The organism is Cryobacterium suzukii (genome assembly GCF_004403185.1).
GTDB classification, from domain to species: domain Bacteria; phylum Actinomycetota; class Actinomycetes; order Actinomycetales; family Microbacteriaceae; genus Cryobacterium; species Cryobacterium suzukii.
Window position 1 is genome coordinate 452,099 of record NZ_SOHJ01000002.1, and the last position, 25,283, is coordinate 477,381.

The following is a 25,283-nucleotide window of genomic DNA, read 5'->3' on the forward strand; positions in this document are numbered from 1 at the left end:
TGAACGGAACACCCCTCCCATGGCTTCTACCGCTGATATCAGAAACGGCGTCGTACTCAACATGGATGGCCAGCTCTGGGCCGTCGTCGAGTTTCAGCACGTCAAGCCGGGCAAGGGTGGCGCCTTCGTTCGCACCAAGATGAAGAACGTCGTCTCGGGCAAGACCGTTGACCGCACGTTCAACGCCGGCGCCAAGATCGAGACCGAGAATGTTGATCGTCGCGACTTTCAGTACCTCTACAACGACGGCGACGCCTACGTCTTCATGGATGTCGCCGACTACGACCAGATCACCGTCTCCGCCGCGGTCGTGGGCGATGCGAGCAACTTCATGCTCGAAAACCAGGCCGTGACCGTGGCCCTGCACAACGGCAACCCGCTGTACGTGGAGCTGCCGGCATCCGTCACCCTGGAAATCACCTATACGGAGCCGGGCCTGCAGGGCGACCGCTCCACCGGCGGCACCAAGCCGGCCACCGTGGAGACCGGCTACCAGATTCAGGTTCCGCTGTTCCTCGAACAGGGCACCAAGGTCAAGGTCGACACCCGCACCGGCGACTACCTCGGCCGCGTCAACGAATGAGCGCACGTACCAAGGCTCGCAAGCGCGCCATCGACATCCTGTACGCAGCGGATGTTCGCCAGATCAGCATTCCGGAGTCGCTCGCAACAGAAGCCGAGCGTGCAGCGAGTGAACCCGCTCGTCTCGCCTCCTGGCTGTACGCTCGTGAGCTCGTCGACGGGGTCGTTGACCATCGCGAAGAGATCGACGAACTGATCGAGACCTACTCGCAGGGCTGGTCGCTCGCCCGCATGCCCAACATCGATCGCGCCATTCTGCGCATCGGAATCTGGGAGATTCTGTACAACGACGCGGTCCCGCACGCTGTCGCAATCGATGAAGCCGTCGAGGCCGCCAAGATCCTGTCAACGGATGACTCGGCCGGCTTTGTCAATGGACTGCTCGGCAAAATCGCCCAAACCGCGCCGTCTGCCTAACGACCCGACCGGCAGGCTTGGCTAACGCCGGGTGCGCCAGGGCGTCACCGAAGGACACGAACATGGATAGCCTCGGACCGAACGGCTCCCTTGACGAGCCGCATCAGCCCAACCCATATGCGCCGCCGCCGGCGCCGGCCGCTCCTTTTGTGACCGTACCAAAGACCAACACCCTGGCGATTTTGTCGTTCGCATCGTCGTTCTTCATCGGACTCGTTGCAATAATCACGGGGCATATCGCGCTCGGGCAAATTCGCGCACGCGGCGAACTCGGCCGGGGTTTTGCACTGGCCGGGCTTATCATCGGGTACCTTCGCGTTGCTGTGACGGCCATTTTGCTGGTGTTACTGATCGTGTTCGCTTCCGCGGTCGGAGCATTCTTCATCGCGCTGAACGCTGACCTGACGTCCTCGGCGCCGTCGGCGCCGACGGAACCTACGGAACCTACGGAGTCGACGGCACCGCTGGAACCTACGGAGTCGACGGCACCGCTGCCGACCGGTCAGTTGGGCGCCGCCAACTTCGATGGTGGATATCTCGAATTCGGTACCGGCGCAGTCATCATCGACGAATACGTGGACCCGATGTGCCCATTCTGCGCCCAGTTCGAGCAGACCAACGGAGATTTGCTGGCTGCGGGCGTAGCGAGCGGTGTCATCACCCTCCGGGTGCACTCGCTGACCTTTCTCGACCGACTCTCGGAGGGCACGAACTACTCCAGCCGCGCATCCGCGGCGCTGACCTGCCAGGCCACCCTGAACCCCGACCAGACCCTCGAGTTTCTCGCGGCGCTATTCGCCAACCAGCCGCTCGAAGAAACGGCCGGGCTCAGTAATCGGGAACTCGCGGACCTCGCACCCGGTGCGGTCAGTATCGCCGACTGCGCCGAAGCCGGGGACTACCAGGGCTGGTCGCAGCACAACACCGAGGTGGCACTGAAGGGGCCGATCGAAGGAGCTGAGGTCGCGTCCATTAAGGGCACCCCAACCGTGCTCGTTGACGGAGCGCTTTACACCGGAAGCAACATTGACCTGGCCGAATTTCAGGCGTTCGTTGCAACTGCCTTTTCATAATTCGCTCTAACACGAGCCGATGGTGCGCGGACAACGATGCCAACGGTAAGCTGATCGTATTCAGACATCCTTTAATGATCCGTCCTGTGAGACGGGGAAGGAGGTCGGCATTTGGCGCACATTGTGCTCACCCAAGCTGACATCACCCGCGCGTTGACTCGAATTTCTCACGAGATCCTGGAGTCCAATCGGGGGCCGGACAACCTCGTCATTCTCGGCATCCCGACCCGGGGCGTGGTACTCGCCCGCCGCATCGCAGAGATCATCCAACGTATCGAACCAGCGGCAACCGCGCTGCGGGTCGGATCGCTCGACGTTACGCTCTATCGAGACGATCTCGCCCACGGACGCACCCGCACACCGTCGCGGACCGAAGTTCCTGGGAGCATCGACGATGCTACTGTCGTGCTCGTCGATGATGTGCTGTACTCGGGTCGCACCATACGCAGCGCCCTCGACGCGCTCGGCGACCACGGCCGCCCGAACATCGTGCGCCTGGCCGTTCTCATTGATCGCGGCCATCGTGAGCTGCCGATTCGCGCTGACTTCGTCGGTCGAAACCTGCCGACGGCTGCTGACGAGCGCATCAACGTGCACCTCGAAGAGATCGACGGTGACGAATTCGTCTCGATCGACGGCGGGAGTGACCGATGAGGCACCTTCTCTCGACTAAGGACCTCTCCCGCGACGAGGCCATCAACCTGCTCGACATTGCCGAAGACATGGCGGATGTCGCACAGCGCGAGGTCAAAAAACTCCCGACGCTGCGTGGCAAGACCGTCGTGAACCTCTTCTTCGAAGACTCCACACGCACCCGCATCTCCTTTGAAGCGGCTGCAAAGCGACTCAGTGCCGATGTGATCAACTTCAGCGCCAAGGGATCGAGCGTGTCGAAGGGTGAAAGCCTGAAGGATACCGCTCAGACCCTCGCGGCGATCGGTGCGGACGGCGTCGTCATTCGCCACCCGGCCTCAGGGGCCCCCGCCGTGCTCGCTGCGAGCGGGTGGATCGACGCCGGCATCATCAACGCCGGCGACGGCACCCACGAGCATCCCACCCAGGCCCTGCTCGACGCCTTCACCATTCGCCGCCGCATCCACGGCCAGGCCTCCCGTAGCCGTGGACTCGACGGGGTTGCCGTCACGATCGTCGGCGATGTACTGCATTCCCGGGTGGCCCGCTCCAACCTCTGGCTGCTCACTACCCTCGGCGCGGAGGTCACGTTCGTCGCCCCGCCCACCCTGTTGCCGAGTGACACCACCCTGTGGCCGGCTCGCTTCAGCTTCGACCTCGATGATGCGATCGATGCCGGCCCCGACGTGGTCATGATGCTGCGCATCCAGACCGAACGGATGAGCGCGGCTTTTTTTCCGAGCAGCCGCGAGTACTCCCGGGTCTGGGGGCTCGACGACGCGCGATTCGGTCGGCTCGCTCCGGCTAGCATTGTTATGCACCCTGGCCCGATGAATCGTGGTCTGGAGATCTCTTCGGCGGCGGCCGACTCCGCGAACTCGACCGTGCTCGAACAGGTCACGAACGGTGTCTCCGTGCGGATGGCCGCGCTCTACTTGCTCTTATCCGGTGATCGGAAGGAATCGAAGAATGTCGATTGACGGATTGCAGCAACACGAACTGCACGACAGCTGGCTGATTCGCGGCGCGACCCTGCCGAACGGCACGCGCACCGACATCCGTCTCGCTGGCGGGCGAATCGCCGAGCTCGGGACCGGCCTGTCCCAGAGCGGCGCGAGGGTGATCGACGCCGACGGCCTCATCGCGCTGCCCGGCCTGGTCGACCTGCACGCCCACCTGCGCGAACCCGGCTACGAGCACAGCGAAACCGTGCTGAGCGGCAGCCGCGCCGCTGCCCGGGGCGGGTTCACGAGTGTGTTCGCCATGGCCAACACCCTTCCGGCCCAGGACACTGCCGGGGTAGTCGAGCAAGTACTCGCCCTCGGCGAGAGCGCCGGCTACGTTGACGTTCAGCCCATCGGCGCTGTCACCGTAGGCCTGGCCGGCAAACAACTCGCCGAACTCGGAGCCATGGCATCCAGCCGGGCCCGCGTGCGGGTGTTCTCGGACGACGGATTCTGCGTCTCTGACCCGCTCCTCATGCGCCGTGCCCTCGAGTACGTCAAGGCCTTCGACGGCGTCATCGCGCAGCACTCTCAGGAACCACGCCTCACCGAAAAAGCGCAAATGAACGAAGGTGCACTCTCCGGTGAGCTCGGCCTCGTCGGCTGGCCGGCCGTCGCCGAAGAATCCATCATTGCCCGCGATGTGCTGCTGGCCGAACACGTTGGGTCGCGCCTGCACGTCTGCCACGTCTCCACGGCCGGTTCGGTCGACGTGATCCGCTGGGCCAAAGCTCGCGGCATCAATGTGACGGCCGAGGTCACGCCGCACCACCTGCTGCTGACCGAAGACCTCGTGCGCGGTTACGATGCCCGATTCAAGGTGAATCCGCCGCTGCGAGCCCGCGAGGACGTCGAGGCGCTGCGCGCCGGCCTCGCCGACGGCACGATCGACATCGTCGCGACCGACCACGCACCGCATCCGGTTGAAAGCAAGGACTGTGAGTGGGATGCCGCCGCCAACGGCATGGTCGGGCTGGAATCGGCCCTCTCGGTCGTGCATGCCGCCGTTGTCGCGACCGGGCTGCTCGACTGGGCCGACATCGAACGCGTTCTTTCGCGCGCGCCCGCTCAAATCGGGCACCTGATTGGTCAGGGCAACCCGATCGCGGTCGGTTCCCCGGCCGAACTCACCCTCTACGACCCGGCAGCGACCCGAGTATTCGGCCGCGCCGACCTGGCCGGTACGAGCTCGAACTCGCCGTACTTGTCCATGACGCTGCCCGGCGACGTACGAGCGACATTCCACCGTGGCTACGCCACGGTGCTCGACGGCGCTGTTCGAAGCAGCCTCGAGATAGCCGGCCACGCGAGGGGAATAGTCACCCATGGATAGGTCCATTCCCGCCATCATCACAGGCATTGTTCTGCTCGGCGTTCTCGTTCTCATGTGGCGCAGTTGGCGAAAGCGCAGTCGACGGGATGCCGCTCTCACCGCCGGCTACCCGAGGCCGGAAAATGCCGGAGCCGCACTGGGCGGTGCCGAGACCTACTATGTGGCGACCACACCGCGCGATGCGCCCCTCGAACGCCTTGCCATTCGCGGGCTGGGCTTTCGCGCCCGCGCCGCTGTCGCCGTGACCGAGGCCGGCGTGACCCTCGACCTCGATGGCAACCAGCCGGTGTTCATTCCCGCCAGCGCTATCGACGCGATTGGCGCGGCCCAGGTGGCCATCGACCGAGTGGTCGAAACCGACGGTCTGGTATGCCTGAGCTGGCGTCTCGCTGCCGGAACCGCTTCCGCGCCCGACGACCGCCGCGCCGTCGACAGCTTCTTTCGCATCATCGATCCGAATGATCGTGCTCGCCTCGTCGACTCGATCCGAACCATTGCCGCCACGGCCCATCAAGACGAAAGCGAGGCCTGACGTGCCCGACTCGACCGCCCCAGACCAGGCAGAAGCAATCCAGGCTGTGCCAACAGATGCAGTGCCAACAGATGCTGTACCAACGGATGCCGTACCAACCGAAGCCGTCGCACCCGCTGCCGGCGTATCGCCAACACTGAGTAGCACGCGCGCTGCGACCGACCGGCCCGGCCCGGCCGTGCTCGTTCTGGAAGACGGTCGCCGCTTCGTGGGCCGCAGGTACGGCAGTGAAGGCCAGACGCTCGGCGAGATCGTCTTTGCTACCGGCATGACCGGCTATCAGGAAACCCTGACCGACCCGTCCTACGCCGGGCAGATCGTGCTCATGACTGCCCCGCACATCGGCAACACCGGAATGAACGACGAGGATATGGAGTCCCGCCAGATCTGGGTCGCCGGCTTCATCGTGCGGGAACCGGCCCGGATCGCTTCGAATTTTCGCGCCACCCGCACCGTCGACGACGACCTCGAAGCGCAGGGAGTCGTCGGGATCAGCGGCATCGACACCCGTGCGATCACCCGCCATATCCGCTCGAAGGGCGCGATGAAGAGCGGGATCTTCTCGGGCGACCTGTTCGGCTTGTCCGACAGCGAACAGCTCGAACGTGTGCTCTCCGGCGCGCCCATGCGCGGTCGCAATCTCTCCCTCGAGGTCTCGACCGTTGATCCCTTCTCGATTCCCGCACAGGGCGAGCGCATCGGCTCGGTGGCCGTACTCGACCTCGGCGTGAAAACCAGCACACTCACCTATCTCGCCGAGCGTGGGTTCGAGGTGCTCGTATTGCCTCAATCGGTCACCGCCGAGCACGTTCTCTCGCTGAAGCCCTCTGCCCTGTTCTTCTCCAACGGACCCGGTGACCCGGCCGCGTCCGACGCCCACGTCACGCTGCTTCAGGAGGTGCTCCGCGCGGGCATTCCCTACTTCGGTATCTGCTTCGGCAACCAGCTGCTCGGCCGGGCACTCGGTTTTCGCACCTACAAGCTTCCGTTCGGGCACCGGGGCATCAACCAACCCGTGCTCGACAAGACCACCGGACGGGTGGAGATCACCTCGCAGAACCACGGATTCGCCGTCGACATGCCCATCGAGGGCGTCCACGACTCGCGCGCCGGCTTCGGACGCGTGGAAGTGAGCCACTACAGCCTCAACGACCAGGTGGTCGAAGGCATCCGCTGCCTCGACATCAACGCTTTTTCGGTGCAGTACCACCCGGAGGCCGCCTCTGGCCCGCACGACGCCAACCACTTGTTCGATCGATTCAGAGACGTTGTGCTTGCTTCGCAGCGCGGCACTGCAGGAGAAACCAAATAATGCCTAAGCGCGACGATATCAACAGTGTTCTTGTCATCGGCAGCGGCCCGATCGTAATCGGCCAGGCCTGCGAGTTCGACTACTCCGGCACCCAGGCGTGCCGCGTGCTGCGTGAAGAGGGCGTGCGCGTCATCCTGGTCAACTCCAACCCGGCCACCATCATGACCGACCCCGACTTTGCCGACGCGACCTACATCGAACCGATCACGGCCGAGATTCTCGAAACGATCATCGCCAAGGAACGGCCGGATGCGATTCTGCCCACCCTGGGCGGGCAGACCGCCCTCAACGCAGCAATCCAGCTGCACGAGCGCGGAATCCTCCAGAAGTATGACGTCGAGCTGATCGGCGCGAGCTTCGACGCCATCAACAAGGGCGAAGACCGCATGATCTTCAAGCAGCTCGTGCTCGACGCCGGTGCAGACGTGGCCCGCTCGTTCATCGCCCGTTCTGTCGAGGAAGCCGTCGGCTACGCCGCCGACCTCGGCTACCCGCTGGTCGTGCGCCCCTCCTTCACCATGGGCGGCCTCGGTTCGGGCTTCGCCTACACCGAGGAGGAACTGCGCCGCATCGTCACAGACGGCCTGCACCACAGCCCCACGACCGAGGTGCTGCTCGAGGAGTCGATTCTCGGCTGGAAAGAGTACGAGCTCGAGATGATGCGCGACACGGCCGACAATACCGTCGTCGTCTGCTCCATCGAAAACGTCGACCCGGTCGGTGTACACACCGGCGACTCGATCACCGTCGCGCCGGCCCTCACCCTGACCGACCGTGAATTCCAGCACCTGCGCGACATCTCAATCGACATCATCCGCGCCGTCGGCGTCGACACCGGCGGCTGCAACATCCAGTTCGCGATCAACCCGGCCGACGGCCGCGTCATCGTGATCGAGATGAACCCCCGGGTATCGCGTTCTTCGGCCCTGGCCAGCAAGGCGACCGGTTTTCCGATCGCCAAGATTGCGGCCAAGCTCGCCATCGGCTACCGTCTCGACGAGATCCCCAACGACATCACCGGTGTCACCCCGGCGAGCTTCGAACCCACCCTCGACTACGTCGTGGTCAAGGTGCCGCGCTTCGCGTTCGAGAAGTTCCCGGCCGCCGACCAGCGTCTGACCACGACCATGAAATCGGTCGGTGAGGCAATGGCCATCGGTCGCAGCTTCGCATCCGCTCTGCAGAAGGCGCTGCGCTCGCTCGAAAAGCGCGGCTCGAGCTTTCACTGGGGTACGGAGACCCGCACGGTCGACGAACTGCTCGCCGTGGCCGAGATTCCTACCGACGGCCGCATCGTCACCGTGCAGCAGGCCCTCCGTCGTGGCGCGACCATCGAGCAGGTCTTCGCCGCCACCAAGATCGACCCGTGGTTCCTCGATCAGATCGTTTTGATCAACGAGATCGCCGACCAGGTCGCTTCCGCCGACCGGCTCGACCGCGACGTCATGATCCTCGCCAAGGACCACGGCTTCTCCGACGCCCAGATTGGCGAATTGCGCGGTTTTGGCGAAGCGGATGTTCGCACCGTACGCCACATTCTCGGCGTGCGTCCCGTGTTCAAGACCGTCGACACCTGCGCGGGGGAGTTCCCGGCCCTGACCCCGTACCACTACTCCAGCTACGACGATGAGACCGAGGTCGTCGCCAGCGACCGCCGCAAGGTTGTCATCCTGGGCTCCGGTCCGAACCGCATCGGGCAGGGTGTCGAATTCGATTATTCCTGCGTGCACGCCTCCTTCGCGCTGTCCGAAGCCGGCTACGAGACCATCATGATCAACTGCAACCCGGAGACGGTCTCCACCGACTACGACACCAGCGACCGGCTCTACTTCGAGCCGCTCACCCTCGAAGACGTGCTCGAGGTCATCTACGCCGAGAGCCAGAGCGGCGAACTCGTCGGTGTCGTCGTACAGCTCGGCGGCCAGACCGCATTGAGCCTCGCGCGCGGCCTGGAAGCGGCCGGTATCCCCATTCTCGGTACCACCCCCGACGCCATCGACCTCGCCGAGGAACGCGGACTGTTTTCGAAGATCCTCGATGATGCCGGCCTGCTCGCCCCCCGCAATGGAACGGCGATCGACTTCGGCGGTGCCGTCGTGGTGGCCGAAGAGATCGGCTATCCCGTGCTCGTTCGCCCGAGCTACGTGCTCGGCGGCCGCGGCATGGAGATCGTCTACGATTCCCCGTCGCTCGCCGACTATTTCTCCCGCATGGCGGGGCAGGGAATCATCGGCGCTGGGCATCCTCTTCTGGTTGACCGTTTTCTCGACGACGCGATCGAGATCGACGTCGACGCCATTTACGACGGTCACGAGCTCTACATTGGCGGCGTCATGGAGCACATCGAAGAGGCCGGAATCCACTCCGGCGACTCGAGCTGCACCCTGCCGCCGGTCACCCTCGGCCGCGCCGAGATCGACCGGGTGCGCGAAGCCACGCTCGGCATCGCCCGCGGCATCGGGGTCAAGGGCCTGCTCAACGTGCAGTTCGCCATCGGCGCCGGTGTGCTCTATGTGCTCGAGGCCAACCCGCGTGCCTCGCGCACGGTGCCGTTCGTCGCGAAAGCGCTCGGCATTACGCTGGCCAAGGCCGCCGCGCTGATCATGGTCGGTACGACCATCGCGCAGCTGAAAGCCGATGGCAAGCTGCCGCTCATCGACGGCTCCCGCGTGCCGATTGAATCGCCCGTCGCCGTGAAGGAAGCCGTGCTGCCGTTCAACCGGTTCCGCACCCCCGAGGGCCTCGTCGTTGACTCGATCCTCGGTCCGGAGATGCGCTCCACCGGCGAGGTCATGGGTATCGACCGCGACTTTCCGCGGGCCTTCGCCAAGAGCCAGCTCGCCGCTTACGGCGGAATCCCGCTCTCCGGCACCGTCTTCGTGTCGGTCTCCGACCGCGATAAGCGCGCGATCATCCTGCCCATGCTGCGCCTGCAGCAGCTCGGCTACGAGATCGCGGCGACCATCGGTACCGCGGAGGTTTTGCAGCGCAACGGTATCCGTGCCCGTGTCGTGACCAAGTTCAGTGAGAAGGCGGGGGAGGACGACGTCTCGATCGTCGAGCTCATTCGCCGCGAGGAGATTCAGATCGTCATCAACACCCCCGGCGGCAGCACGGCCAGGGCCGACGGCTACGAGATTCGGGCGGCCGCTGTCGCCGGCGATCTGCCGCTGTTCACGACCATCGCCGAGCTCAGCGCCGCGGTCGCCTCGATCGACTCGATCCGCGATGGGTTTGAGGTGACCTCGCTCCAGGAGTACGCCACGGCGCGAACGGCCCTGTTGTGACGGTGTCGGCTGAGCCGGCCGCGACCGGATCGGTCGTCTCCTTCGGTGATCGCCTCGCTGGAGTGTTCGCTGAGCGCGGCCAGCTCTGCGTAGGTATCGATCCGCATTCCTGGCTGCTGCGCGACTGGAACCTACCCGATACGGCCGCCGGCGCCGAATCGTTCGGCCGCGCGGTTGTCGCCGCTGCGGCCGGCCGGGTCGGCCTGGTCAAGCCGCAGGTCGCGTTCTACGAACGTTTCGGTTCGGCCGGTTTCGTCGCTCTCGAACGGGTGCTTTCCGACGCCAGGCAGGCTGGTCTGCTCGTGATCGGCGACGCCAAGCGCGGCGACCTCGGCACGAGCGCGCTGGCCTATGCGCAGGCTTGGCTGTCACCCGGTTCCCCACTCGAAGTGGATGCCCTCACCCTGGCCGCGTACATGGGTGTCGGTTCGCTCGACTCGTCGCTCAGTCTCGCGGCCGCACACGGCAAGGGTGTCTTCCTGCTTGCGGCGACGTCCAACCCCGAGGCCGCGGACATTCAGCAAGCAATCGTGGCCGAGGGAAGCCACGCGGGTTGGAGTGTCGCCCGGGCCATTGTCGATGAGGTCGGAGAGCGGAATGCGCGGGCCGGCCGGGCCATCGACGTGGCGGCATCCACTCACGCAGTGACCGGTCTCGGGTCGATCGGCGTCGTGCTGGGAGCCACTCTCGACCTGGCCGTCTTCGGTATTGACGTGCACCAGGCGTCGACCGAATTTCGAACTCCCGTGCTCGCACCGGGCTTCGGACACCAAGGTGGGAATATTATGGATCTGATCTCGATATATGGCGGATACGCCGATGGGGTTATCGTGAGTGAATCGCGCAGTGTGCTCTCGGCCGGACCCCACCGAATCGAAGAAGCCATTGAGCGCCGAGTAGCCGAGGTAGGTGCCGTTCGTGGCTGAAAATCGTCCAACCCCGCCCGAAGTCGACCGGGTGGCTGCCTCGCGCGCTGCCGTTGCGGCACGACGCGCTCGCGCTCACGTCAAGGCCGAGGTCGCCTCCGGCGAACGGACCGCACTCGAGGTGCTTGCCACAGCGATTGCGGACCCGATCGGAGTCGAGGGTCGGCTCCGAGTGACCGAGCTGCTCGTGAGTATTCCGGCCATCGGAGTGACCAAAATGCAGCGCATAATTCACCGCTTGGAGATTTCGCCGTCCAAACGCCTCGGCGGGTTGGGCCGTCATCAGCGCGATCGGCTGCGTGATTTTCTCTCTGAACGACCAACCCTGCGGCATAGCGCTGTCGACTCCAAGCTCATCGTTCTGGCTGGCCCCACTGCCGTCGGCAAGGGAACTGTTGCCGGGTACATCCGCGAGAACTACCCTGAAGTGTTGCTCTCCGTTTCAGCGACGACCCGAGCGCCGCGCCCGGGAGAGGTTGAGGGAGTCAGCTACTTCTTTGTCTCCGACGACGAGTTCGATGGAATGATCGCGGCTGGTGAATTGCTCGAGTGGGCCAAAGTGCACAACGCTTACCGCTATGGCACCCCTCGCGGGCCGGTCGATGCCGCCATCGCGGCAGGCAACAGCGTGCTCCTCGAAATCGATCTGCAGGGCGCTCGCGCCGTTCGGCGGGCCATGCCGGAAGCCCGCCTCGTCTTCCTCCTGCCACCGAGCTGGGAGGAACTGGTGCGCCGCCTAATCGGCCGCGGCACCGAAGACGCGGCGGAACAAGCTCGCCGTCTGGAGACCGCAAAGCTGGAATTAGCGGCCCAGGGCGAGTTCGATTATCGCGTGATCAACCACGATGTCGGCGACGCCGCTCGTGAGGTCGTAGACTTGATGGAGATCCGCGCTGCATCCAGCATGTCGTAGCGCCCGTTTCTGCCGAATTCGTGCGCGTCCTGCGACGCGTTTACCTTTTCCATGTACTCGTTCAACAACAGATTCGCACAGGCCACAGGCCGTGCTTTATTAGGAGTGTGACACCAATGGCGAACAAGCCCACTGGCATCATTGACCCGCCCATCGACGACCTGCTGTCCAAGGTCGATTCCAAGTATGCCCTCGTGATTTTCGCGTCCAAGCGTGCACGTCAGATCAACGACTACTACGCCGACCTGCACGAAGGCAGCCTGTTCGACAACGTCGGACCGCTCGTCGACTCGACCGTCGAAGACAAGCCGCTCTCGGTGGCCCTGCGCGAGATCAACGACGACAAGCTCGTTTCCCGCCCGATCGTCGAGGCCTAGAACACCACTCTCGAAAAGCGCGCAGGATGAAGACACCTCGCACGATCGTCGTCGGTATCACCGGCGGCATCGCTGCGTACAAGGCAGTCAACATCGTGCGCGCTTTCGTGTTGAACGGCGACTCGGTCCACGTCGTCGCCACCGCGGCTGCCCTGCGCTTCGTCGGCAAGCCGACCCTCGAAGCGATTTCGCGTAACCCGGTGCACACCGATCTCTATGAGGGCGTCGCCGAGGTGCGTCACGTCGCCATCGGTCAGAGCGCCGACCTCATCGTCGTGGCCCCGGCAACGGCGAACAGCATCGCCAAACTCGCAGTCGGCCTCGCCGACGACCTGCTCGGCAACACGATCCTGGCCAGCACCGCGCCGCTCGTGATCGCCCCGGCCATGCACACCGAAATGTGGAACAACGCCGCCACGGTCGCCAACGTCGCCACACTGCGGTCGCGCGGCGTCACCATCATCGGCCCCGGCGTCGGACGCCTCACCGGCACCGACACCGGCGCTGGGCGAATGGAAGAGCCCGAGACCATCGTGGCGGTGGCTCTGGCTGTGCTCGACCGGGTGCAACTGGCCTCTGAGTCCGCGGCATCCGCTCTGCACGATCTCACCGGTCGCCGGGTGCTGATCAGCGCCGGTGGCACCAGGGAACCTCTCGACCCGGTGCGGTTTCTCGGCAATCGGTCAAGCGGTAAGCAGGGCGTCGCACTCGCTCAGGCTGCGCTGGCCAGGGGAGCTCACGTTACCCTGGTCGCCGCCAACCTCGAAGTGCCGGTTCCGACCAGCATCACCACCGTCATGGTCAGCAGCGCCCTGGAGATGCACGAGGCCATGGCACTCGCGGCCGAATCGGCCGAGGTCATAATCATGGCCGCTGCGGTGGCCGACTATCGGCCCAAAACCGTGCAGCTCGGCAAGATCAAGAAGGAAGATGTGGGGAACACCCTCACCCTGGAACTTGTCAAAAATCCCGACATTCTGGCCAGCCTCTCTGCCGCGCGCCGGCGGGGGCAGCTGATCATCGGCTTCGCCGCCGAGACTGAAACGGATGCCGATCGGCTGCTCACCCTGGGCCGCGCCAAAATCTCCCGCAAGGGGTGTGACTACCTGGTCATAAATCGGGTTGGCCAAGGCGCCGGTTTCGGCACGGAACGTAACACCGTGACGGTGCTCGATCGCCACGGAGTTATAGTGAATGAGGCCTCCGGTAGCAAAGTGTCGGTGGCCAATTGCATACTTGACCTGATCGGCTAGCGTTCGCTCCGACGGCCAACAACTCCTACGCTTTCATTCAAAACTACGTTTTTTAGTAAACAGAGACGGGCCAGATGAGCGATCTTCGCCTCTTCACCTCGGAATCAGTCACCGAAGGTCACCCCGACAAGATCTGCGACCAGATCTCCGACAGCATCCTCGACGCCCTTCTCGCCGACGATCCGCACAGCCGGGTCGCCGTGGAGACGCTCGTCACCACGGGTCTCGTACACGTGGCCGGCGAGGTCACCACCGAGGCCTATGTCGAGATTCCGTCGATCGTGCGCAAGTGCATCACCGACATCGGCTACGACTCCTCGGACGTCTGGTTCGACGGCCGATCGTGCGGCGTCGAAATCTCCATCGGTGGGCAGTCACCCGATATCGCCCAGGGCGTCGACAACGCCTTCGAGACGCGCGAGCAGTCCAGCCTCGACGACTTCGACCGACAGGGCGCCGGCGACCAGGGCATCATGTTCGGCTACGCCACCCGGGAGACCCCCGAACTCATGCCGATCCCCATCTGGATCGCCCACCGACTGGCCGAACGCCTCGCCCTCGTGCGCAAGAGCGGTGAACTCGATTACCTGCGGCCCGACGGCAAGACCCAGGTCACCATCGGCTACGACGGAATCATCCCGCGCACCGTCGAAACCGTCGTGGTGTCAACCCAGCACGCGCCCTCGGTTTCCACCGAGCAGTTGCGCCTCGAGGTTGAAGAGCTCGTGATTCGTCCGGTACTCGACCTGATCGACCTCGATTCCTCTTCGCTCACGACCCTGATCAACCCCACGGGACGCTTCGAAATCGGTGGCCCGCAGGGCGATGCCGGCCTGACGGGTCGCAAGATCATCATCGACACCTACGGCGGATCGAGCCGCCACGGCGGCGGTGCGTTCAGCGGCAAGGACCCGTCCAAGGTCGACCGGTCTGCCGCCTATGCCATGCGCTGGGTCGCAAAGAACGCCGTCGCTGCCGGCTTGGCCGAACGCCTCGAAGTGCAGGTCGCCTACGCGATCGGCAAGGCTTCTCCGGTCGGCCTGTACGTCGAAACTTTCGGCACCGGTGTGCTGCCCGATACAGAGATCACCGCGGCTATCCGCGCGGTGTTCGACCTGCGGCCGGCAGCCATCATCCACTCCCTTGATCTGTTGCGTCCCATCTACACGCAGACGGCCGCGTACGGCCACTTCGGCCGCGAGCTCCCCGACTTCACCTGGGAGCGGCTCGACAAGGTCGACGATCTGCGCAGCGCCGCCGGCCTCTGAAGCCGGCGCAGTCATGACGCACTCCGGCCTCGTCGCACGGGTGCTGATCGAGTCCCCCCTGCCGCAACTGGACCACCTGTTCGACTACGGCGTACCCGCCGAACTGGTCGGTCAGGTTGCGGCGGGAATGCGGGTCAAGGTGCCGTTTCGCTCCGGCGGCCGTGTCGTCGACGCCTATGTGATCGAGGTCCTGGATCCGCGAACCGCTCGGCCGCGGTCCGACTCTGAAACGGATGCCGTCTTCCGCGGCGCCCTGAGTCCGCTCGACTCGGTCGTGTCCACGGCCGTCGTGCTCACGCCCGACGTGTGGAAACTGGCGCGACGGCTGGCGGATCGGGCTGCCGGGAACGCGAGTGACATCATCCGTCTCGCGGTCCCACCGCGGCAGGTTCGCGTTGAAAAGGCCTGGCTGGCGGCGCAGTCCGTCCCTGTTGTTCCGAGCACGGTCGCAGAATCTGCCATTCCTGCTCCGTCACCGGTGTCGATCGGCCTGGCCGCCCCCGCCTTCGTCGGCTACCCGACGGGACGGCTCGACAGTGTGATTATGGAGCACCACCGCGTCGCCGTCGCCGCTATCCCCGAACTCACGCAGCTGACCGACGGCAGCACGATCGGCCGTTGGGCCCAAACTCTGGCCGAACTCGCCGCCCTGACTCTCAGCGCGGGCCAAAGCGCCATCCTCTGCGTGCCCGACTTTCGTGACCAGGACCAGGTACAGGCCGCCCTGGCCCAGCTCGCCCCCACGCTGCCGCTGAGCCGCGTCGATGCCCGCCAGCCGAACCCCGACCGGTACCGCGCCTTTCTGGCCTGCCTCGAGCCCGCGCCGCGCATCATCCTCGGCAACCGGTCGGCCGTCTATGCGCCGGCGCACAACCTGGGTCTCATCGCCATCTGGGACGACGGCGACCCGCTCTACTCCGAACCGCTCAGCCCCTACGTCAGCACTCGCGACGCGGCCCTCGTGCGTCAGCAGGACAGCGACTGCGCCCTCGTATTGCTCGGCCACTCGCGCAGCGTCGAAACCCAGCGTCTGGTGGAGCTGGAGTACCTGACCGAGGTAAATCCGGCAACCGACCGACACCCGCGCATCATCCCCACTGATTTTCAATCCGAGCCCGACCAGCAGGCTCGCGCCGCCCGTATTCCCTCGGCAGCGTGGCAGGCTGCCCGCGAGGCGCTCGCGCACGGGCCCGTGCTGGTGCAGGTTGCGAGCCCTGGGTATGCCCCGATGCTCGCCTGCCAAAGCTGCAAGAAAGCCGCCCGTTGTACGCGCTGCCAGGGTCCGCTCGGGCTCAAGTCGGCCTCGGCCGTGCCGTCCTGTCGGTGGTGCGGCGCCCTCGCTGCCGGCTGGACCTGCGCGCACTGCGACGGCACCAAGCTGCGCGTTGTGACGCTCGGTACCGGGCGCACCGCCGAAGAACTCGGCCGCGCCTTTCCGGGGGCACTGGTGATCATCGCCGACGGAGAACACACGATTCAGACCCTCGGCGCTCAGCCGGCTCTCGTGATCGCTACCAGGGGTGCCGAACCGGTGCCGACCGGCGGTTACCGTACCATCCTCATCCTCGACGGAGAGCGGATGCTTGCCCGCGAATCGCTGCGCGTCGCTGAGGACTGCCTGCGCTGGTGGGCCAACGCCGCCGCCCTCGCCGCACCCGGCGCTCCAGTGCTGCTCACCGGGGTCGGCGGTGGCCTCGCGCGGGCACTCAACTCCTGGCGCCCAGACATCTTCGCCGCGAGCGAACTCGCCGACCGACGCCACCTGCGGTTTCCGCCAGCCGTACGCGTCGCTTCGGTCACCGGCACCGCGGCAGACGTTGACGCTGCCCTCGCCGATCTGGGCGCGGTGGCAGGCCTCGACGTACTGGGCCCGGTCGACACCGAGGCCCCCCTGGTGCGGGCGGTCGTTCGGTTCGGCTACGCCCGCGGCGATGAAGTGGCCCACGTGCTCAAGGCGGCGGTCGTGCGAAACGCCGCCAAACGCCGCAAGCCGAAGTCGGGTTCGTTCCAACCGGCACCTACACTTAAAGTTCGATTCGACGACCCGGAGCTGCTCTAAATGAAACTCGTCTTTGCCGGTACGCCCGAGGTCGCGTTGCCGAGCCTCACGGCTCTGGCCAGCTCCGGTCATGAGATTGTCTCCGTGATCACTCGAGCGGATGCCCCGCTCGGGCGCAAACGCATTCTCACCCCCTCACCGGTTGCGCAAGCCGCGGCGCAGCTGGGCTATCCGGTGCTGAAGACCAACCGACTCGCCGCTGAGGCGACCGAGACCATCCGTGCCCGGCAACCCGACCTCGGCGTCATCGTCGCCTACGGCGGCATCGTGCGCGAGCCACTGCTCTCCGTTCCCCGCCTCGGTTGGATCAACCTGCACTTCTCCCTCCTGCCGCGCTGGCGAGGGGCCTCCCCGGTGCAGCGCGCCGTCATCGCCGGTGATGAGCGCACGGGCGCCGCCGTGTTTCAGCTGGTACCAGAACTCGACGCCGGCGCCGTTTTCGCTAGTTTCTCCCAGCCCCTCGGTGCACATTCCACTTCGGGAATGCTTCTCGAGGACCTCAGCCACAGCGGTGCCGATCTGCTCCTGCGAGTTGTCTCTGAGCTCGCTGCCGGCACCGCAGTGGCCGTGGCGCAAACCGGCGCGGTCACGCTCGCGCCCAAACTCGTGCGGGACGACGCGCGGATCGATTTCAGCCGACCGGCGACATCCGTTTACAGCCATATTCGCGGAGTGACCCCGGAGCCGGGTGCGTTCACGACCGTGAACGGCGCGGTATTGAAACTTCTCGAGGTCGCGCCCAGCGTCGGCCAACCCAACCTGCCTGCCGGAAGTATTGTGCAGCGCGAAAAAATAGTGCTGGTAGGCACAACGAGCGAACCCCTGGTTCTGCTGCGCGTGCAACCGGCCGGAAAGACAGCAATGACAGCGAACGACTGGTGGCGCGGAGTGGCAGCAGAATCGGTGACGACATCATGAGTGACGATCGCGCCGGCTCGGCCCGCGCTAATTCGGCCGGTACGGCCGACTCTGCACCGTCGGGCGGTGCCCGGTCCCGTCAGGCCCCGGCCGACTTCGTGCAGCCGGCCCGACGCATTGCCTACGAGGTGATCGCGGCCGTGCGCGAATCCGACGCGTACGCGAACCTGCTGCTACCGACCCGTATTCAACGCGCAGCCCTGAATACGGCGGATGCCGCCCTCGCGACTGAACTCACCTACGGCACGCTGCGCATGCAGGGATTCTACGACCGTGTGATCGCCCTCGCGGCCAACCGACCGGTGGGCGCCATCGATCCGGCGATTCTCGATGTGCTCCGCCTTGGCGCCCACCAGCTGCTCGCCACCCGCGTCGCGACCCACGCCGCGGTCAACGAATCCGTTTCGCTCGCGAAGCAGGTTGGGTCACGCTCTGCGACCGGCTTCACCAACGGGGTCCTGCGCACCATCTCCCGATCGAGCGCCGAGGAGTGGCGTGGTCGGGTGCTTGAAGGTGCGGTCAACGTCGATGACCGGCTCGCCGCCGAATACTCCCATCCCGCCTGGATCGTGCGGGCCTTTCGGCAGGCACTGCGTGCCGAAGGTCACGAAGATGAGCTGGCCGATCTGCTCGCCGCCGACAACATGGCGGCGAAGGTCAATATGGTCGCGTTGCCCGGCCTCGCCACCGACGGAGACCTTGAACGGCTGGGCCTCGCCGACGAATTCTCGCCGGTCGGTTTCGTGTTGGACTCCGGAGATCCGTACCACCTGGTGACGGCGACGGCTGGTCGCATTCGAGTGCAAGATGAAGGATCGCAGATCGCCGCTCTGGCACTCAGTCGTGCCCGGCCGATCGTTGCGGGGGAGCGGTGGCTCGACCTGTGCGCTGGACCCGGTGGCAAGGCCGCCCTGCTCGCCTCCGAGGCACGCGCGGGAGGAGCCGTTCTCGTGGCCAACGAGCTCGTTCCCGCCCGGGCGACCCTCGTGCGCACTGCCCTTGAGGCCCTCCCCGAGCCAATTCCGGTGTGGGAAATCGACGGCACCACCATCGGCCAAACGCACCCGGAAACCTTCGACCGCATTCTGCTCGATGCCCCCTGCACCGGCCTCGGCGCCCTTCGGCGCCGACCAGAGGCACGTTGGCGCAAACAACCCAAGGATGTCGCTGACCTCGCCGGGCTGCAGTCCGGACTCATTGATGCGGCCCTGCTCGCGCTCAAGCCCGGCGGCATCCTCGCCTATGTCACCTGCTCACCGCACACCGCGGAGACGCGGGCGATCGTCGCCCTCGCCGTGCGCAAGGCCGGGGGCGCCGTGACGGCGCTCGACACCGCTGCCGTCGTGCAGTCCTTCAGCGCCGCAAACCTCGACCTGCCCACCGGCACCGGGAGCGTTCAACTGTGGCCGCACCGCCACGGTACCGACGCCATGTTCATCACCCTGCTGCAGCGCTCCGAGGAGTAGGCGCCCCGCCGCCCAGTCCAGCGGATGCGCGCTCCCGAAAACGGGTGCGCGCTACGCCCGTTACCGTAGCGGCTACCGAGATCGGGCGCGGTCACGCGGGCATCCGCTGTCAGGGGTGCGGTCCCACCACCAGGAGATCTCCTACATCGCAGTCGAGCGCATCACAGATCGCCCGCAGGGTCGAGTAGCGGATGGCCCTGGCTCGGTCGTTCTTCAGCACCGACAGGTTGACGATGCTGACGCCCACGAGGGCGCTTAGCCGCGTCAGGGTCATGCCACGCTGCTCGAGCAGCTCGTCGAGCCGGCAATGAATGCCGGAGTCCTCATCGGGAACCGCGGGCATCAGACGAGCCCGTCGGAGTCTCTTTGCAACTTCTGCCCGTATCGAAATACCGCGGCGACGGCGAACAGGGCCAGGCCCACCCAGATCGGCCAGAAATCCAGAGTCCATTCGTGGCCTTCCATCGGCAGCCCGATGACCTGGCGAATGTCAGTCCAGTCGACCTCGGCTGTGTCCAGACTCCACCCGGTTGCCCTGAGTACCTGAGAGGAGGCGAGGCCGCCCGCGACAGCATCGCACACCTGCCAGCCGAGTCCGCCGACGATGATCGAGGTCGCCGTCAGGTTGATGCCGCGGGTCAGTGCCGGACGGAACGGATCCCGCCTGATGATGCTCGTGCAGAGCAGAACAACCACGACAGCGATCACAACGTTCGTCGTTCCCTGAAGCGCGTCGCCGGCTGCCAGCCAGACGCGGGTGGCGGTGTCCAGCCCCGCCACGGTCACCACGGCGTGGACGAACCCTCCACCCACAACGTCGGCGGTCGTCCCCGTGACCTCAACCGTGCTCGGCAGGCTGGGCCAGAATGGCTTAACGGGCAGCCGCACACTCACAGCGTCGCTGAGTAGCCGTTGCAGGGCATCGGCTACAGTTCCGAGCACCGTCACCACCGCGTAGAGGATCGCGATGATTCTGATGACCCGCACCGCTTTGGTGGGATCGACATCGGTGCCCGGTCGAGATCCCGATCGACGTTCGATTACCACGACGGTCGCGATGGAGCCGAGCACGAGTAAGACGAGGAGAGCAGTCCACCAGGTGAGAGCCGCCATCAGCGTGTCATTTCAGAGTTCTTCGTGTCGTGTTGAATCATCATCATGCTGGACCCTTCCGCCATAACGTTTATCGATACATAACGATAAACGGTAACACGATCTGGACCGCGCGAAATGTGCCCCGAACGATGACCAAGGCATGCTGCCCAGCGTCGAGCAGTGTCTTCCATCTCCTGAGGATGGGTGACCGTCCCGCAAGGGGTTCGAAGCAACCACACGCCGAGCTGTGGCTCGATAGGCTGAGTGGATGGCTAACCGCATCAATCCGAGCATCCTCGCCGCCGATTTCGCCAACCTTGAGAGCGAACTTTCCCGCATCCGCTCCGCCGACCTCGTGCATGTTGACATCATGGACAACCACTTCGTTCCGAACCTCACTTTTGGGCTTGGAATGGTCGAACGCCTGCAGCAGATATCGCCGCTGCCGCTGGACATCCACTTGATGATCGAGGATCCCGAGCGTTGGGCGCCGGGCTATGCCGAGGCCGGTGCCTACTCGGTGACCTTCCACGCCGAGGCCACGACGGAGCCGGTCGCGCTGGCCCGTCGCCTGCGGCAGATCGGCGCGCGCGCTGGTATCGCCCTGAAACCGGGCACCGATGTTGCTCCGTATCTCGAACTGCTCTCCGAATTCGACCAGGTGCTGATCATGACCGTAGAGCCCGGTTTTGGCGGCCAGAGCTTCATGGAATCGACCATGCCGAAGTTGGTTCAGTTGCGGTCAGAAGTACAGAAGACCGGTCTCGACGTCTGGCTGCAGGTCGACGGCGGCATCACAGAGCAGACGATCGAAATTGCAGCTTTGGCCGGCGCCGACACCTTCGTGGCTGGTTCCAGCGTGTTCGGGGCCGAGAATCCTGCCGCCCAGATCGGCCTGCTCCGGGAGCGCGCGGCCAGCCACCGTCACGGGGCGGGTAACCTAGAGTTGTGAAAACATTCGATGACCTTTTCGTAGAACTGAGCGACAAGGCCGCCACCCGTCCAGAGGGCTCCGGTACCGTACGCGAACTCGACGCCGGCGTGCACGCCATCGGCAAGAAAATTGTTGAGGAAGCCGCCGAAGTCTGGATGGCCGCCGAGTTTCAAAGCGACGACGAAACCTCCGCTGAAATCTCCCAGTTGCTGTACCACCTGCAGGTCATGATGATTGCCAAGGGCCTCTCTCCGGCCGACATCTACCGACATTTGTGACCCATGCCGGCGTTCGACGCTGGCTCGAATTCACTAAATAGTCGTGTGTAAAAAAACCAAGAGAGTACCCCCATGCTGAGAATTGCCGTGCCCAACAAGGGCTCGTTGTCTGAAACTGCCGCGCAGATGCTGGCTGAAGCCGGCTATACCGGCCGCCGCGATCCACGCGACCTCGTCACCGCCGACCCGCGCAACGGCGTCGAATTCTTCTACCTTCGCCCCCGCGACATCGCCACCTATGTCGGATCCGGCGCACTCGACGTCGGTATCACCGGGCGCGACCTGCTCCTCGACTCGCACTCGAAAGCCGTGGAGATTGCCAGCCTTGACTTTGGCGACTCGACCTTTCGGTTTGCCGGGCCGGCCGGTCGCTTCACCGAGCTGAAAGACCTCGACGGCCTGCGCGTTGCCACCAGCTACCCCGGCCTGGTCGAACGCTTCCTCGCCACTCACTCGGTGACCGTCGACCTGGTCGAACTCGATGGCGCGGTCGAATCGGCGGTTCAGCTCGGGGTAGCGGATGCCGTGGCCGACGTCGTCTCCACCGGTACGACCCTGCGCAAAGCCGGCCTCGAAATCTTCGGACCGGTCATCCTCGAGTCCACCGCCGTTTTGATCAGCTCGACCAACGACAAGGCCGGAATTGACACCCTGCTGCGCCGCCTCCAGGGCGTGCTCGTGGCCCGCCAGTACGTGCTGCTCGATTACGACATCCCGGTCGCGTTACTCGACGCGGCCGCAGCGCTCGCTCCCGGCATCGAATCTCCGACTGTCTCTTCGCTGCACGACCCGGAATGGGCCGCCGTGCGGGTCATGATCGGCCGTCTCGACATGAATAACGTGATGGATGCCCTCTATGCCCTTGGGGCCAGGGCCATCCTGGTCACCACCATCCACAACGCCCGTTTGTAACCCGGCGAGAGGAGAACTCGCATGACTTTGAGTGTGCGCGTCATACCCTGCCTCGATGTGGCCAACGGTCGCGTCGTGAAGGGTGTCAACTTTCTAAACCTGCGCGACGCCGGCGACCCGGTCGAACTGGCGCGACGCTACTACGAGCAGGGTGCCGACGAACTCACCTTTCTCGACGTCACCGCCACGGTGGACAACCGCTCGACGACCTATGACGTGGTGCGTGCCACCGCTGAGCAAGTGTTCATCCCGCTCACGGTCGGCGGCGGCATTCGCAGCGTCGAAGACGTCTCCAGGCTGCAGGCGAGCGGCGCCGACAAGGTCGGCGTCAACAGCGCGGCCATTGCCCGACCCGCCCTCATTGCTGAAATCGCCGACCGGTTTGGTGCTCAGGTACTCGTGTTGAGCCTCGACGTAAAACGGTCCGAACGCACCGAGAGCGGTTTCGTCGTCACCACGCACGGCGGTCGTACCGAAACCGACCTGGATGCCGTGGCCTGGGCCCGGCAGGCGATCGAGCTGGGCGCGGGGGAGCTTCTGGTCAATTCCATCGATGCCGACGGCACCAAGGCCGGTTTCGATACCGATCTCATCGCGCTCATGCGAACCAACAGTCGGGTTCCGGTGATCGCCTCCGGTGGCGCCGGGCGCGTAGAGGACTTTCCGCCGGCGATCCGAGCCGGCGCGGATGCCGTTCTCGCGGCATCCGTTTTTCACAATGAATTATTGACCATAGGCGACGTCAAGCGTGAGCTAGCCGACGCCGGAATGCTGGTGCGCTGATGACCAACGAACGTACCGATCAGCTGGACGCCGCTGTATTCAGTGACGACGGGCTGCTGCCGGCCGTTATCCAGCAGTGGGACACCCACGAGGTGCTCATGCTCGGGTGGATGAACCGGGAAGCACTCCGCCGCACCTTAACGTCGGGACGCGTGACCTTCTGGTCGCGCAGCCGGAAGGAATTCTGGCGCAAGGGCGACACCTCCGGCCACGCCCAGTACGTGCAGTCCGCCGCCTTCGACTGCGATAGCGATACCCTGCTCGTGCAGGTCGACCAGGTTGGAGCGGCGTGTCACACCGGCACGCATACGTGCTTTGATGGGCGCGACCTGGGCGCGATCACCATGGACAGGCCAATGGAATGACCGACAGTACCCCGGTCGCAACCGGTTCCCGTACCGCCGGCTCAACGACGCGCGATCAGTTCGACGCGTTGACCGGGGAGCACCGGGTAATTCCGGTGATCCGTGAACTGTTCGCCGACGGTGAGACCCCCGTTGGCATTTATCGCAAGCTCGCCGACGGACTGCCGGGCAGCTTTCTGCTTGAGTCCGCCGAACAGGGCGGCATTTGGTCTCGGTTCTCCTTCGTTGGTGTCTCCTCGTTCGGTGTGCTCACCCAACAGGGCGACGACACCCGTTGGATCGACTATGGGCTTTCCGCCTCGCGTGCGCTCGGCTCCGCAACCGATCTCGGACCGCTTGACGCCCTGGCCTACTTATTCGACCGCTGGCAGACGCCGCGGCTGCCAGAGCACCCCCCACTCACCGGAGGGCTGGTCGGCTTCATAGGCTGGGAGGCGATTCGTCAGATCGAACGCCTGCCGCACCAGCCGCCGGCGGACTACGAGGTGCCAGGCCAGTCGTTCAGCTTCGTGGCCGACCTCGTTGTTCTTGATCACAAGTACGGAACCGTGCAGCTCATCGCCAACGTGCTCAACGACGGCGTCGACACCCCCGAAAAGCTATGGGCTGACGCGGGCACCCGCCTGAATTCACTGCAGACCCGACTCGCCGCGCCCGGAGAAGCCTGGCTGGCCGAGGTTGACCTGCAGGCGCCGAGCACGCCGAGCAACCGCACCACGCGAGACGATTTTCTCGCCGCCGTCAATGTCGGCAAACAGCACATCGTCGACGGCGACATATTTCAGGTCGTCATCTCCCAGCGCTTCGACCAGGTCTGCACAGCACACCCCATCGACGTCTACCGGGTGCTGCGCAGCCTCAACCCGAGCCCATACATGTACCTGCTCAGCCTCGAGACGGCGGAGGGCGACCCGTACTGGATCGTTGGGTCTTCGCCCGAAGCGCTCGTCAAGGTACAGGATCAACGCGTCTTCACTCACCCGATCGCCGGCTCCAAACCCCGTGGCACCACACCGGATGCCGACGCCGACTACGCGATCGAGCTCGCCGAAGACCCCAAGGAACGTGCTGAGCACCTCATGCTCGTCGACCTCGCCCGCAACGACCTGCTTAAGGTCTGCACGGCCGGATCGGTCGAAGTGACCGAATTCATGCGCATTGAACGGTTTAGCCACATCATGCACCTGGTGTCCTCGGTCGAGGGTAACCTCGTCGCCGGCAAGACCGCGATCGACGTTTTTCGTGCCACTTTTCCGGCCGGCACCCTGTCGGGCGCTCCGAAACCGCGGGCGCTGGAGATCATCGACGCCCTCGAACCGGCTCAGCGTGGCGTGTACGGGGGAGTGGTGGGCTACTTCGGCTTCGCCGGCGACGCCGACCTTGCCATCGCCATCCGTACCGCCACCATCAAGGACGGCATCGCCCGGGTGCAGGCCGGCGGCGGCGTCGTCACCGATTCCGACCCGGCCTCCGAGTACCAGGAGTCGCAGAACAAAGCGGCAGCACCCTTGCGCGCCGTCGCCATCGCCAACGCGATGCGGCGAGTGTCCTAATGGCCGAACG

General features: G+C 65.0%; 25 protein-coding genes. 23 read left to right on the forward strand and 2 right to left on the reverse strand.

The annotated features are described in order from the left end of the window. Positions 1 to 19: 19 nt before the first annotated feature. From efp to E3T39_RS02930, 17 genes are all read left to right on the forward strand, one after another. Complete coding sequence (gene efp / locus E3T39_RS02850; protein ID WP_092107753.1) at positions 20 to 583, forward strand: elongation factor P; 564 nt, start codon at positions 20 to 22, stop codon at positions 581 to 583. Beyond that, complete coding sequence (nusB, locus tag E3T39_RS02855; protein WP_092107754.1) at positions 580 to 999, forward strand: transcription antitermination factor NusB; 420 nt, start codon at positions 580 to 582, stop codon at positions 997 to 999. Before efp ends, nusB begins: the two co-directional genes overlap by 4 nt. A 62-nt stretch (positions 1,000 to 1,061) precedes the next feature. After that, positions 1,062 to 2,072, forward strand: a complete 1,011-nt coding sequence (locus E3T39_RS02860) for a thioredoxin domain-containing protein (RefSeq protein ID WP_134513208.1) — start codon at positions 1,062 to 1,064, stop codon at positions 2,070 to 2,072. A gap of 111 nt (positions 2,073 to 2,183) precedes the next feature. Beyond that, on the forward strand, positions 2,184 to 2,726 hold the full coding sequence (pyrR, locus tag E3T39_RS02865) for a bifunctional pyr operon transcriptional regulator/uracil phosphoribosyltransferase PyrR (RefSeq protein ID WP_134513209.1): 543 nt from the start codon (positions 2,184 to 2,186) through the stop codon (positions 2,724 to 2,726). Further along, positions 2,723 to 3,685, forward strand: coding sequence for an aspartate carbamoyltransferase catalytic subunit (locus E3T39_RS02870; protein ID WP_134513210.1), 963 nt, complete (start codon positions 2,723 to 2,725; stop codon positions 3,683 to 3,685). Before pyrR ends, E3T39_RS02870 begins: the two co-directional genes overlap by 4 nt. Beyond that, positions 3,675 to 5,042 (forward strand): dihydroorotase, encoded by a 1,368-nt coding sequence (locus tag E3T39_RS02875; protein ID WP_174845081.1) that lies wholly within the window; start codon positions 3,675 to 3,677, stop codon positions 5,040 to 5,042. Before E3T39_RS02870 ends, E3T39_RS02875 begins: the two co-directional genes overlap by 11 nt. Next, the gene (locus E3T39_RS02880; protein WP_134513211.1) at positions 5,035 to 5,574 is read left to right on the forward strand and encodes a PH-like domain-containing protein; all 540 of its coding nucleotides are present in this window, start codon (positions 5,035 to 5,037) and stop codon (positions 5,572 to 5,574) included. The genes E3T39_RS02875 and E3T39_RS02880 overlap by 8 nt, the downstream gene beginning before the upstream one ends. A 136-nt stretch (positions 5,575 to 5,710) precedes the next feature. Next, the gene (gene carA / locus E3T39_RS02885; protein ID WP_241979484.1) at positions 5,711 to 6,886 is read left to right on the forward strand and encodes a glutamine-hydrolyzing carbamoyl-phosphate synthase small subunit; all 1,176 of its coding nucleotides are present in this window, start codon (positions 5,711 to 5,713) and stop codon (positions 6,884 to 6,886) included. Then, a complete protein-coding gene (gene carB, locus E3T39_RS02890; RefSeq protein WP_134513212.1) occupies positions 6,886 to 10,173 on the forward strand; it encodes a carbamoyl-phosphate synthase large subunit in 3,288 nt (1,095 codons plus the stop codon). The genes carA and carB overlap by 1 nt, the downstream gene beginning before the upstream one ends. Continuing rightward, a complete protein-coding gene (gene pyrF / locus E3T39_RS02895; RefSeq protein ID WP_338145253.1) occupies positions 10,170 to 11,099 on the forward strand; it encodes an orotidine-5'-phosphate decarboxylase in 930 nt (309 codons plus the stop codon). The genes carB and pyrF overlap by 4 nt, the downstream gene beginning before the upstream one ends. Next, positions 11,092 to 12,012 carry a guanylate kinase gene (gmk, locus tag E3T39_RS02900; RefSeq protein WP_134513213.1) on the forward strand — a complete coding sequence of 307 codons (921 nt, stop codon included), beginning with the start codon at positions 11,092 to 11,094 and terminating at the stop codon, positions 12,010 to 12,012. The genes pyrF and gmk overlap by 8 nt, the downstream gene beginning before the upstream one ends. Before the next feature lie 116 nt (positions 12,013 to 12,128). Beyond that, entirely contained in the window at positions 12,129 to 12,389 is a 261-nt protein-coding gene (gene rpoZ, locus E3T39_RS02905; protein WP_092107764.1) for a DNA-directed RNA polymerase subunit omega, read from the forward strand. 26 nt (positions 12,390 to 12,415) lie between these two features. Further along, positions 12,416 to 13,642 carry a bifunctional phosphopantothenoylcysteine decarboxylase/phosphopantothenate--cysteine ligase CoaBC gene (gene coaBC, locus E3T39_RS02910; RefSeq protein ID WP_134513214.1) on the forward strand — a complete coding sequence of 409 codons (1,227 nt, stop codon included), beginning with the start codon at positions 12,416 to 12,418 and terminating at the stop codon, positions 13,640 to 13,642. A 74-nt stretch (positions 13,643 to 13,716) separates the two neighbouring features. Next, positions 13,717 to 14,910: a methionine adenosyltransferase gene (gene metK / locus E3T39_RS02915; RefSeq protein ID WP_134513215.1), complete on the forward strand. Its 1,194-nt coding sequence runs from the start codon at positions 13,717 to 13,719 to the stop codon at positions 14,908 to 14,910. Between the two features lie 13 nt (positions 14,911 to 14,923). Continuing rightward, the gene (locus tag E3T39_RS02920) at positions 14,924 to 16,969 is read left to right on the forward strand and encodes a primosomal protein N' family DNA-binding protein (RefSeq protein ID WP_134513216.1); all 2,046 of its coding nucleotides are present in this window, start codon (positions 14,924 to 14,926) and stop codon (positions 16,967 to 16,969) included. Continuing rightward, positions 16,970 to 17,887: a methionyl-tRNA formyltransferase gene (fmt, locus tag E3T39_RS02925; RefSeq protein ID WP_134513217.1), complete on the forward strand. Its 918-nt coding sequence runs from the start codon at positions 16,970 to 16,972 to the stop codon at positions 17,885 to 17,887. Further along, positions 17,884 to 19,353: an RsmB/NOP family class I SAM-dependent RNA methyltransferase gene (locus tag E3T39_RS02930; RefSeq protein WP_134513218.1), complete on the forward strand. Its 1,470-nt coding sequence runs from the start codon at positions 17,884 to 17,886 to the stop codon at positions 19,351 to 19,353. The genes fmt and E3T39_RS02930 overlap by 4 nt, the downstream gene beginning before the upstream one ends. A gap of 109 nt (positions 19,354 to 19,462) precedes the next feature. Here the strand turns inward: E3T39_RS02930 and E3T39_RS02935 are convergent, their stop codons facing one another. Both E3T39_RS02935 and E3T39_RS02940 read right to left on the reverse strand, forming a co-directional pair. Then, the gene (locus tag E3T39_RS02935; protein WP_134513219.1) at positions 19,463 to 19,696 is read right to left on the reverse strand and encodes a helix-turn-helix domain-containing protein; all 234 of its coding nucleotides are present in this window, start codon (positions 19,694 to 19,696) and stop codon (positions 19,463 to 19,465) included. Next, positions 19,696 to 20,466 carry a hypothetical protein gene (locus tag E3T39_RS02940; RefSeq protein ID WP_134513220.1) on the reverse strand — a complete coding sequence of 257 codons (771 nt, stop codon included), beginning with the start codon at positions 20,464 to 20,466 and terminating at the stop codon, positions 19,696 to 19,698. The genes E3T39_RS02935 and E3T39_RS02940 overlap by 1 nt, the downstream gene beginning before the upstream one ends. A gap of 250 nt (positions 20,467 to 20,716) precedes the next feature. On the opposite strand from E3T39_RS02940, the gene rpe reads away from it, so the two are divergent. The 6 genes from rpe to E3T39_RS02970 all read left to right on the forward strand — a co-directional run bounded on the left by rpe (position 20,717) and on the right by E3T39_RS02970 (position 25,273). Further along, positions 20,717 to 21,400, forward strand: a complete 684-nt coding sequence (gene rpe / locus E3T39_RS02945) for a ribulose-phosphate 3-epimerase (RefSeq protein ID WP_134513221.1) — start codon at positions 20,717 to 20,719, stop codon at positions 21,398 to 21,400. Further along, positions 21,397 to 21,660 (forward strand): phosphoribosyl-ATP diphosphatase, encoded by a 264-nt coding sequence (locus tag E3T39_RS02950; protein ID WP_092340073.1) that lies wholly within the window; start codon positions 21,397 to 21,399, stop codon positions 21,658 to 21,660. The genes rpe and E3T39_RS02950 overlap by 4 nt, the downstream gene beginning before the upstream one ends. Before the next feature lie 72 nt (positions 21,661 to 21,732). After that, positions 21,733 to 22,572 carry an ATP phosphoribosyltransferase gene (gene hisG / locus E3T39_RS02955; RefSeq protein ID WP_134513222.1) on the forward strand — a complete coding sequence of 280 codons (840 nt, stop codon included), beginning with the start codon at positions 21,733 to 21,735 and terminating at the stop codon, positions 22,570 to 22,572. Positions 22,573 to 22,593: 21 nt separating this feature from the next. Beyond that, positions 22,594 to 23,355 carry an imidazole glycerol phosphate synthase subunit HisF gene (hisF, locus tag E3T39_RS02960; protein WP_134513223.1) on the forward strand — a complete coding sequence of 254 codons (762 nt, stop codon included), beginning with the start codon at positions 22,594 to 22,596 and terminating at the stop codon, positions 23,353 to 23,355. Continuing rightward, a complete protein-coding gene (gene hisI, locus E3T39_RS02965; protein ID WP_134513224.1) occupies positions 23,355 to 23,720 on the forward strand; it encodes a phosphoribosyl-AMP cyclohydrolase in 366 nt (121 codons plus the stop codon). The genes hisF and hisI overlap by 1 nt, the downstream gene beginning before the upstream one ends. Then, positions 23,717 to 25,273, forward strand: coding sequence for an anthranilate synthase component I (locus E3T39_RS02970; RefSeq protein ID WP_134513225.1), 1,557 nt, complete (start codon positions 23,717 to 23,719; stop codon positions 25,271 to 25,273). The genes hisI and E3T39_RS02970 overlap by 4 nt, the downstream gene beginning before the upstream one ends. Positions 25,274 to 25,283: the final 10 nt, after the last annotated feature.

Bases quoted from the DNA above. Each gene is read 5' to 3' on its own strand.
- E3T39_RS02920 (WP_134513216.1), top strand. From the start codon at position 14,924: ATGACGCACTCCGGCCTCGTCGCACGGGTGCTGATCGAGTCCCCCCTG.
- nusB (WP_092107754.1), top strand. From the start codon at position 580: ATGAGCGCACGTACCAAGGCTCGCAAGCGCGCCATCGACATCCTGTAC.
- hisI (WP_134513224.1), top strand. From the start codon at position 23,355: ATGACCAACGAACGTACCGATCAGCTGGACGCCGCTGTATTCAGTGAC.
- efp (WP_092107753.1), top strand. From the start codon at position 20: ATGGCTTCTACCGCTGATATCAGAAACGGCGTCGTACTCAACATGGAT.
- E3T39_RS02970 (WP_134513225.1), top strand. From the start codon at position 23,717: ATGACCGACAGTACCCCGGTCGCAACCGGTTCCCGTACCGCCGGCTCA.
- E3T39_RS02860 (WP_134513208.1), top strand. From the start codon at position 1,062: ATGGATAGCCTCGGACCGAACGGCTCCCTTGACGAGCCGCATCAGCCC.
- hisF (WP_134513223.1), top strand. From the start codon at position 22,594: ATGACTTTGAGTGTGCGCGTCATACCCTGCCTCGATGTGGCCAACGGT.
- E3T39_RS02880 (WP_134513211.1), top strand. From the start codon at position 5,035: ATGGATAGGTCCATTCCCGCCATCATCACAGGCATTGTTCTGCTCGGC.
- metK (WP_134513215.1), top strand. From the start codon at position 13,717: ATGAGCGATCTTCGCCTCTTCACCTCGGAATCAGTCACCGAAGGTCAC.
- rpe (WP_134513221.1), top strand. From the start codon at position 20,717: ATGGCTAACCGCATCAATCCGAGCATCCTCGCCGCCGATTTCGCCAAC.
- E3T39_RS02930 (WP_134513218.1), top strand. From the start codon at position 17,884: ATGAGTGACGATCGCGCCGGCTCGGCCCGCGCTAATTCGGCCGGTACG.
- rpoZ (WP_092107764.1), top strand. From the start codon at position 12,129: ATGGCGAACAAGCCCACTGGCATCATTGACCCGCCCATCGACGACCTG.
- E3T39_RS02935 (WP_134513219.1), bottom strand. From the start codon at position 19,696: ATGCCCGCGGTTCCCGATGAGGACTCCGGCATTCATTGCCGGCTCGAC.
- E3T39_RS02875 (WP_174845081.1), top strand. From the start codon at position 3,675: ATGTCGATTGACGGATTGCAGCAACACGAACTGCACGACAGCTGGCTG.
- E3T39_RS02870 (WP_134513210.1), top strand. From the start codon at position 2,723: ATGAGGCACCTTCTCTCGACTAAGGACCTCTCCCGCGACGAGGCCATC.
- coaBC (WP_134513214.1), top strand. From the start codon at position 12,416: ATGAAGACACCTCGCACGATCGTCGTCGGTATCACCGGCGGCATCGCT.
- fmt (WP_134513217.1), top strand. From the start codon at position 16,970: ATGAAACTCGTCTTTGCCGGTACGCCCGAGGTCGCGTTGCCGAGCCTC.
- hisG (WP_134513222.1), top strand. From the start codon at position 21,733: ATGCTGAGAATTGCCGTGCCCAACAAGGGCTCGTTGTCTGAAACTGCC.
- E3T39_RS02940 (WP_134513220.1), bottom strand. From the start codon at position 20,466: ATGGCGGCTCTCACCTGGTGGACTGCTCTCCTCGTCTTACTCGTGCTC.
- carB (WP_134513212.1), top strand. From the start codon at position 6,886: ATGCCTAAGCGCGACGATATCAACAGTGTTCTTGTCATCGGCAGCGGC.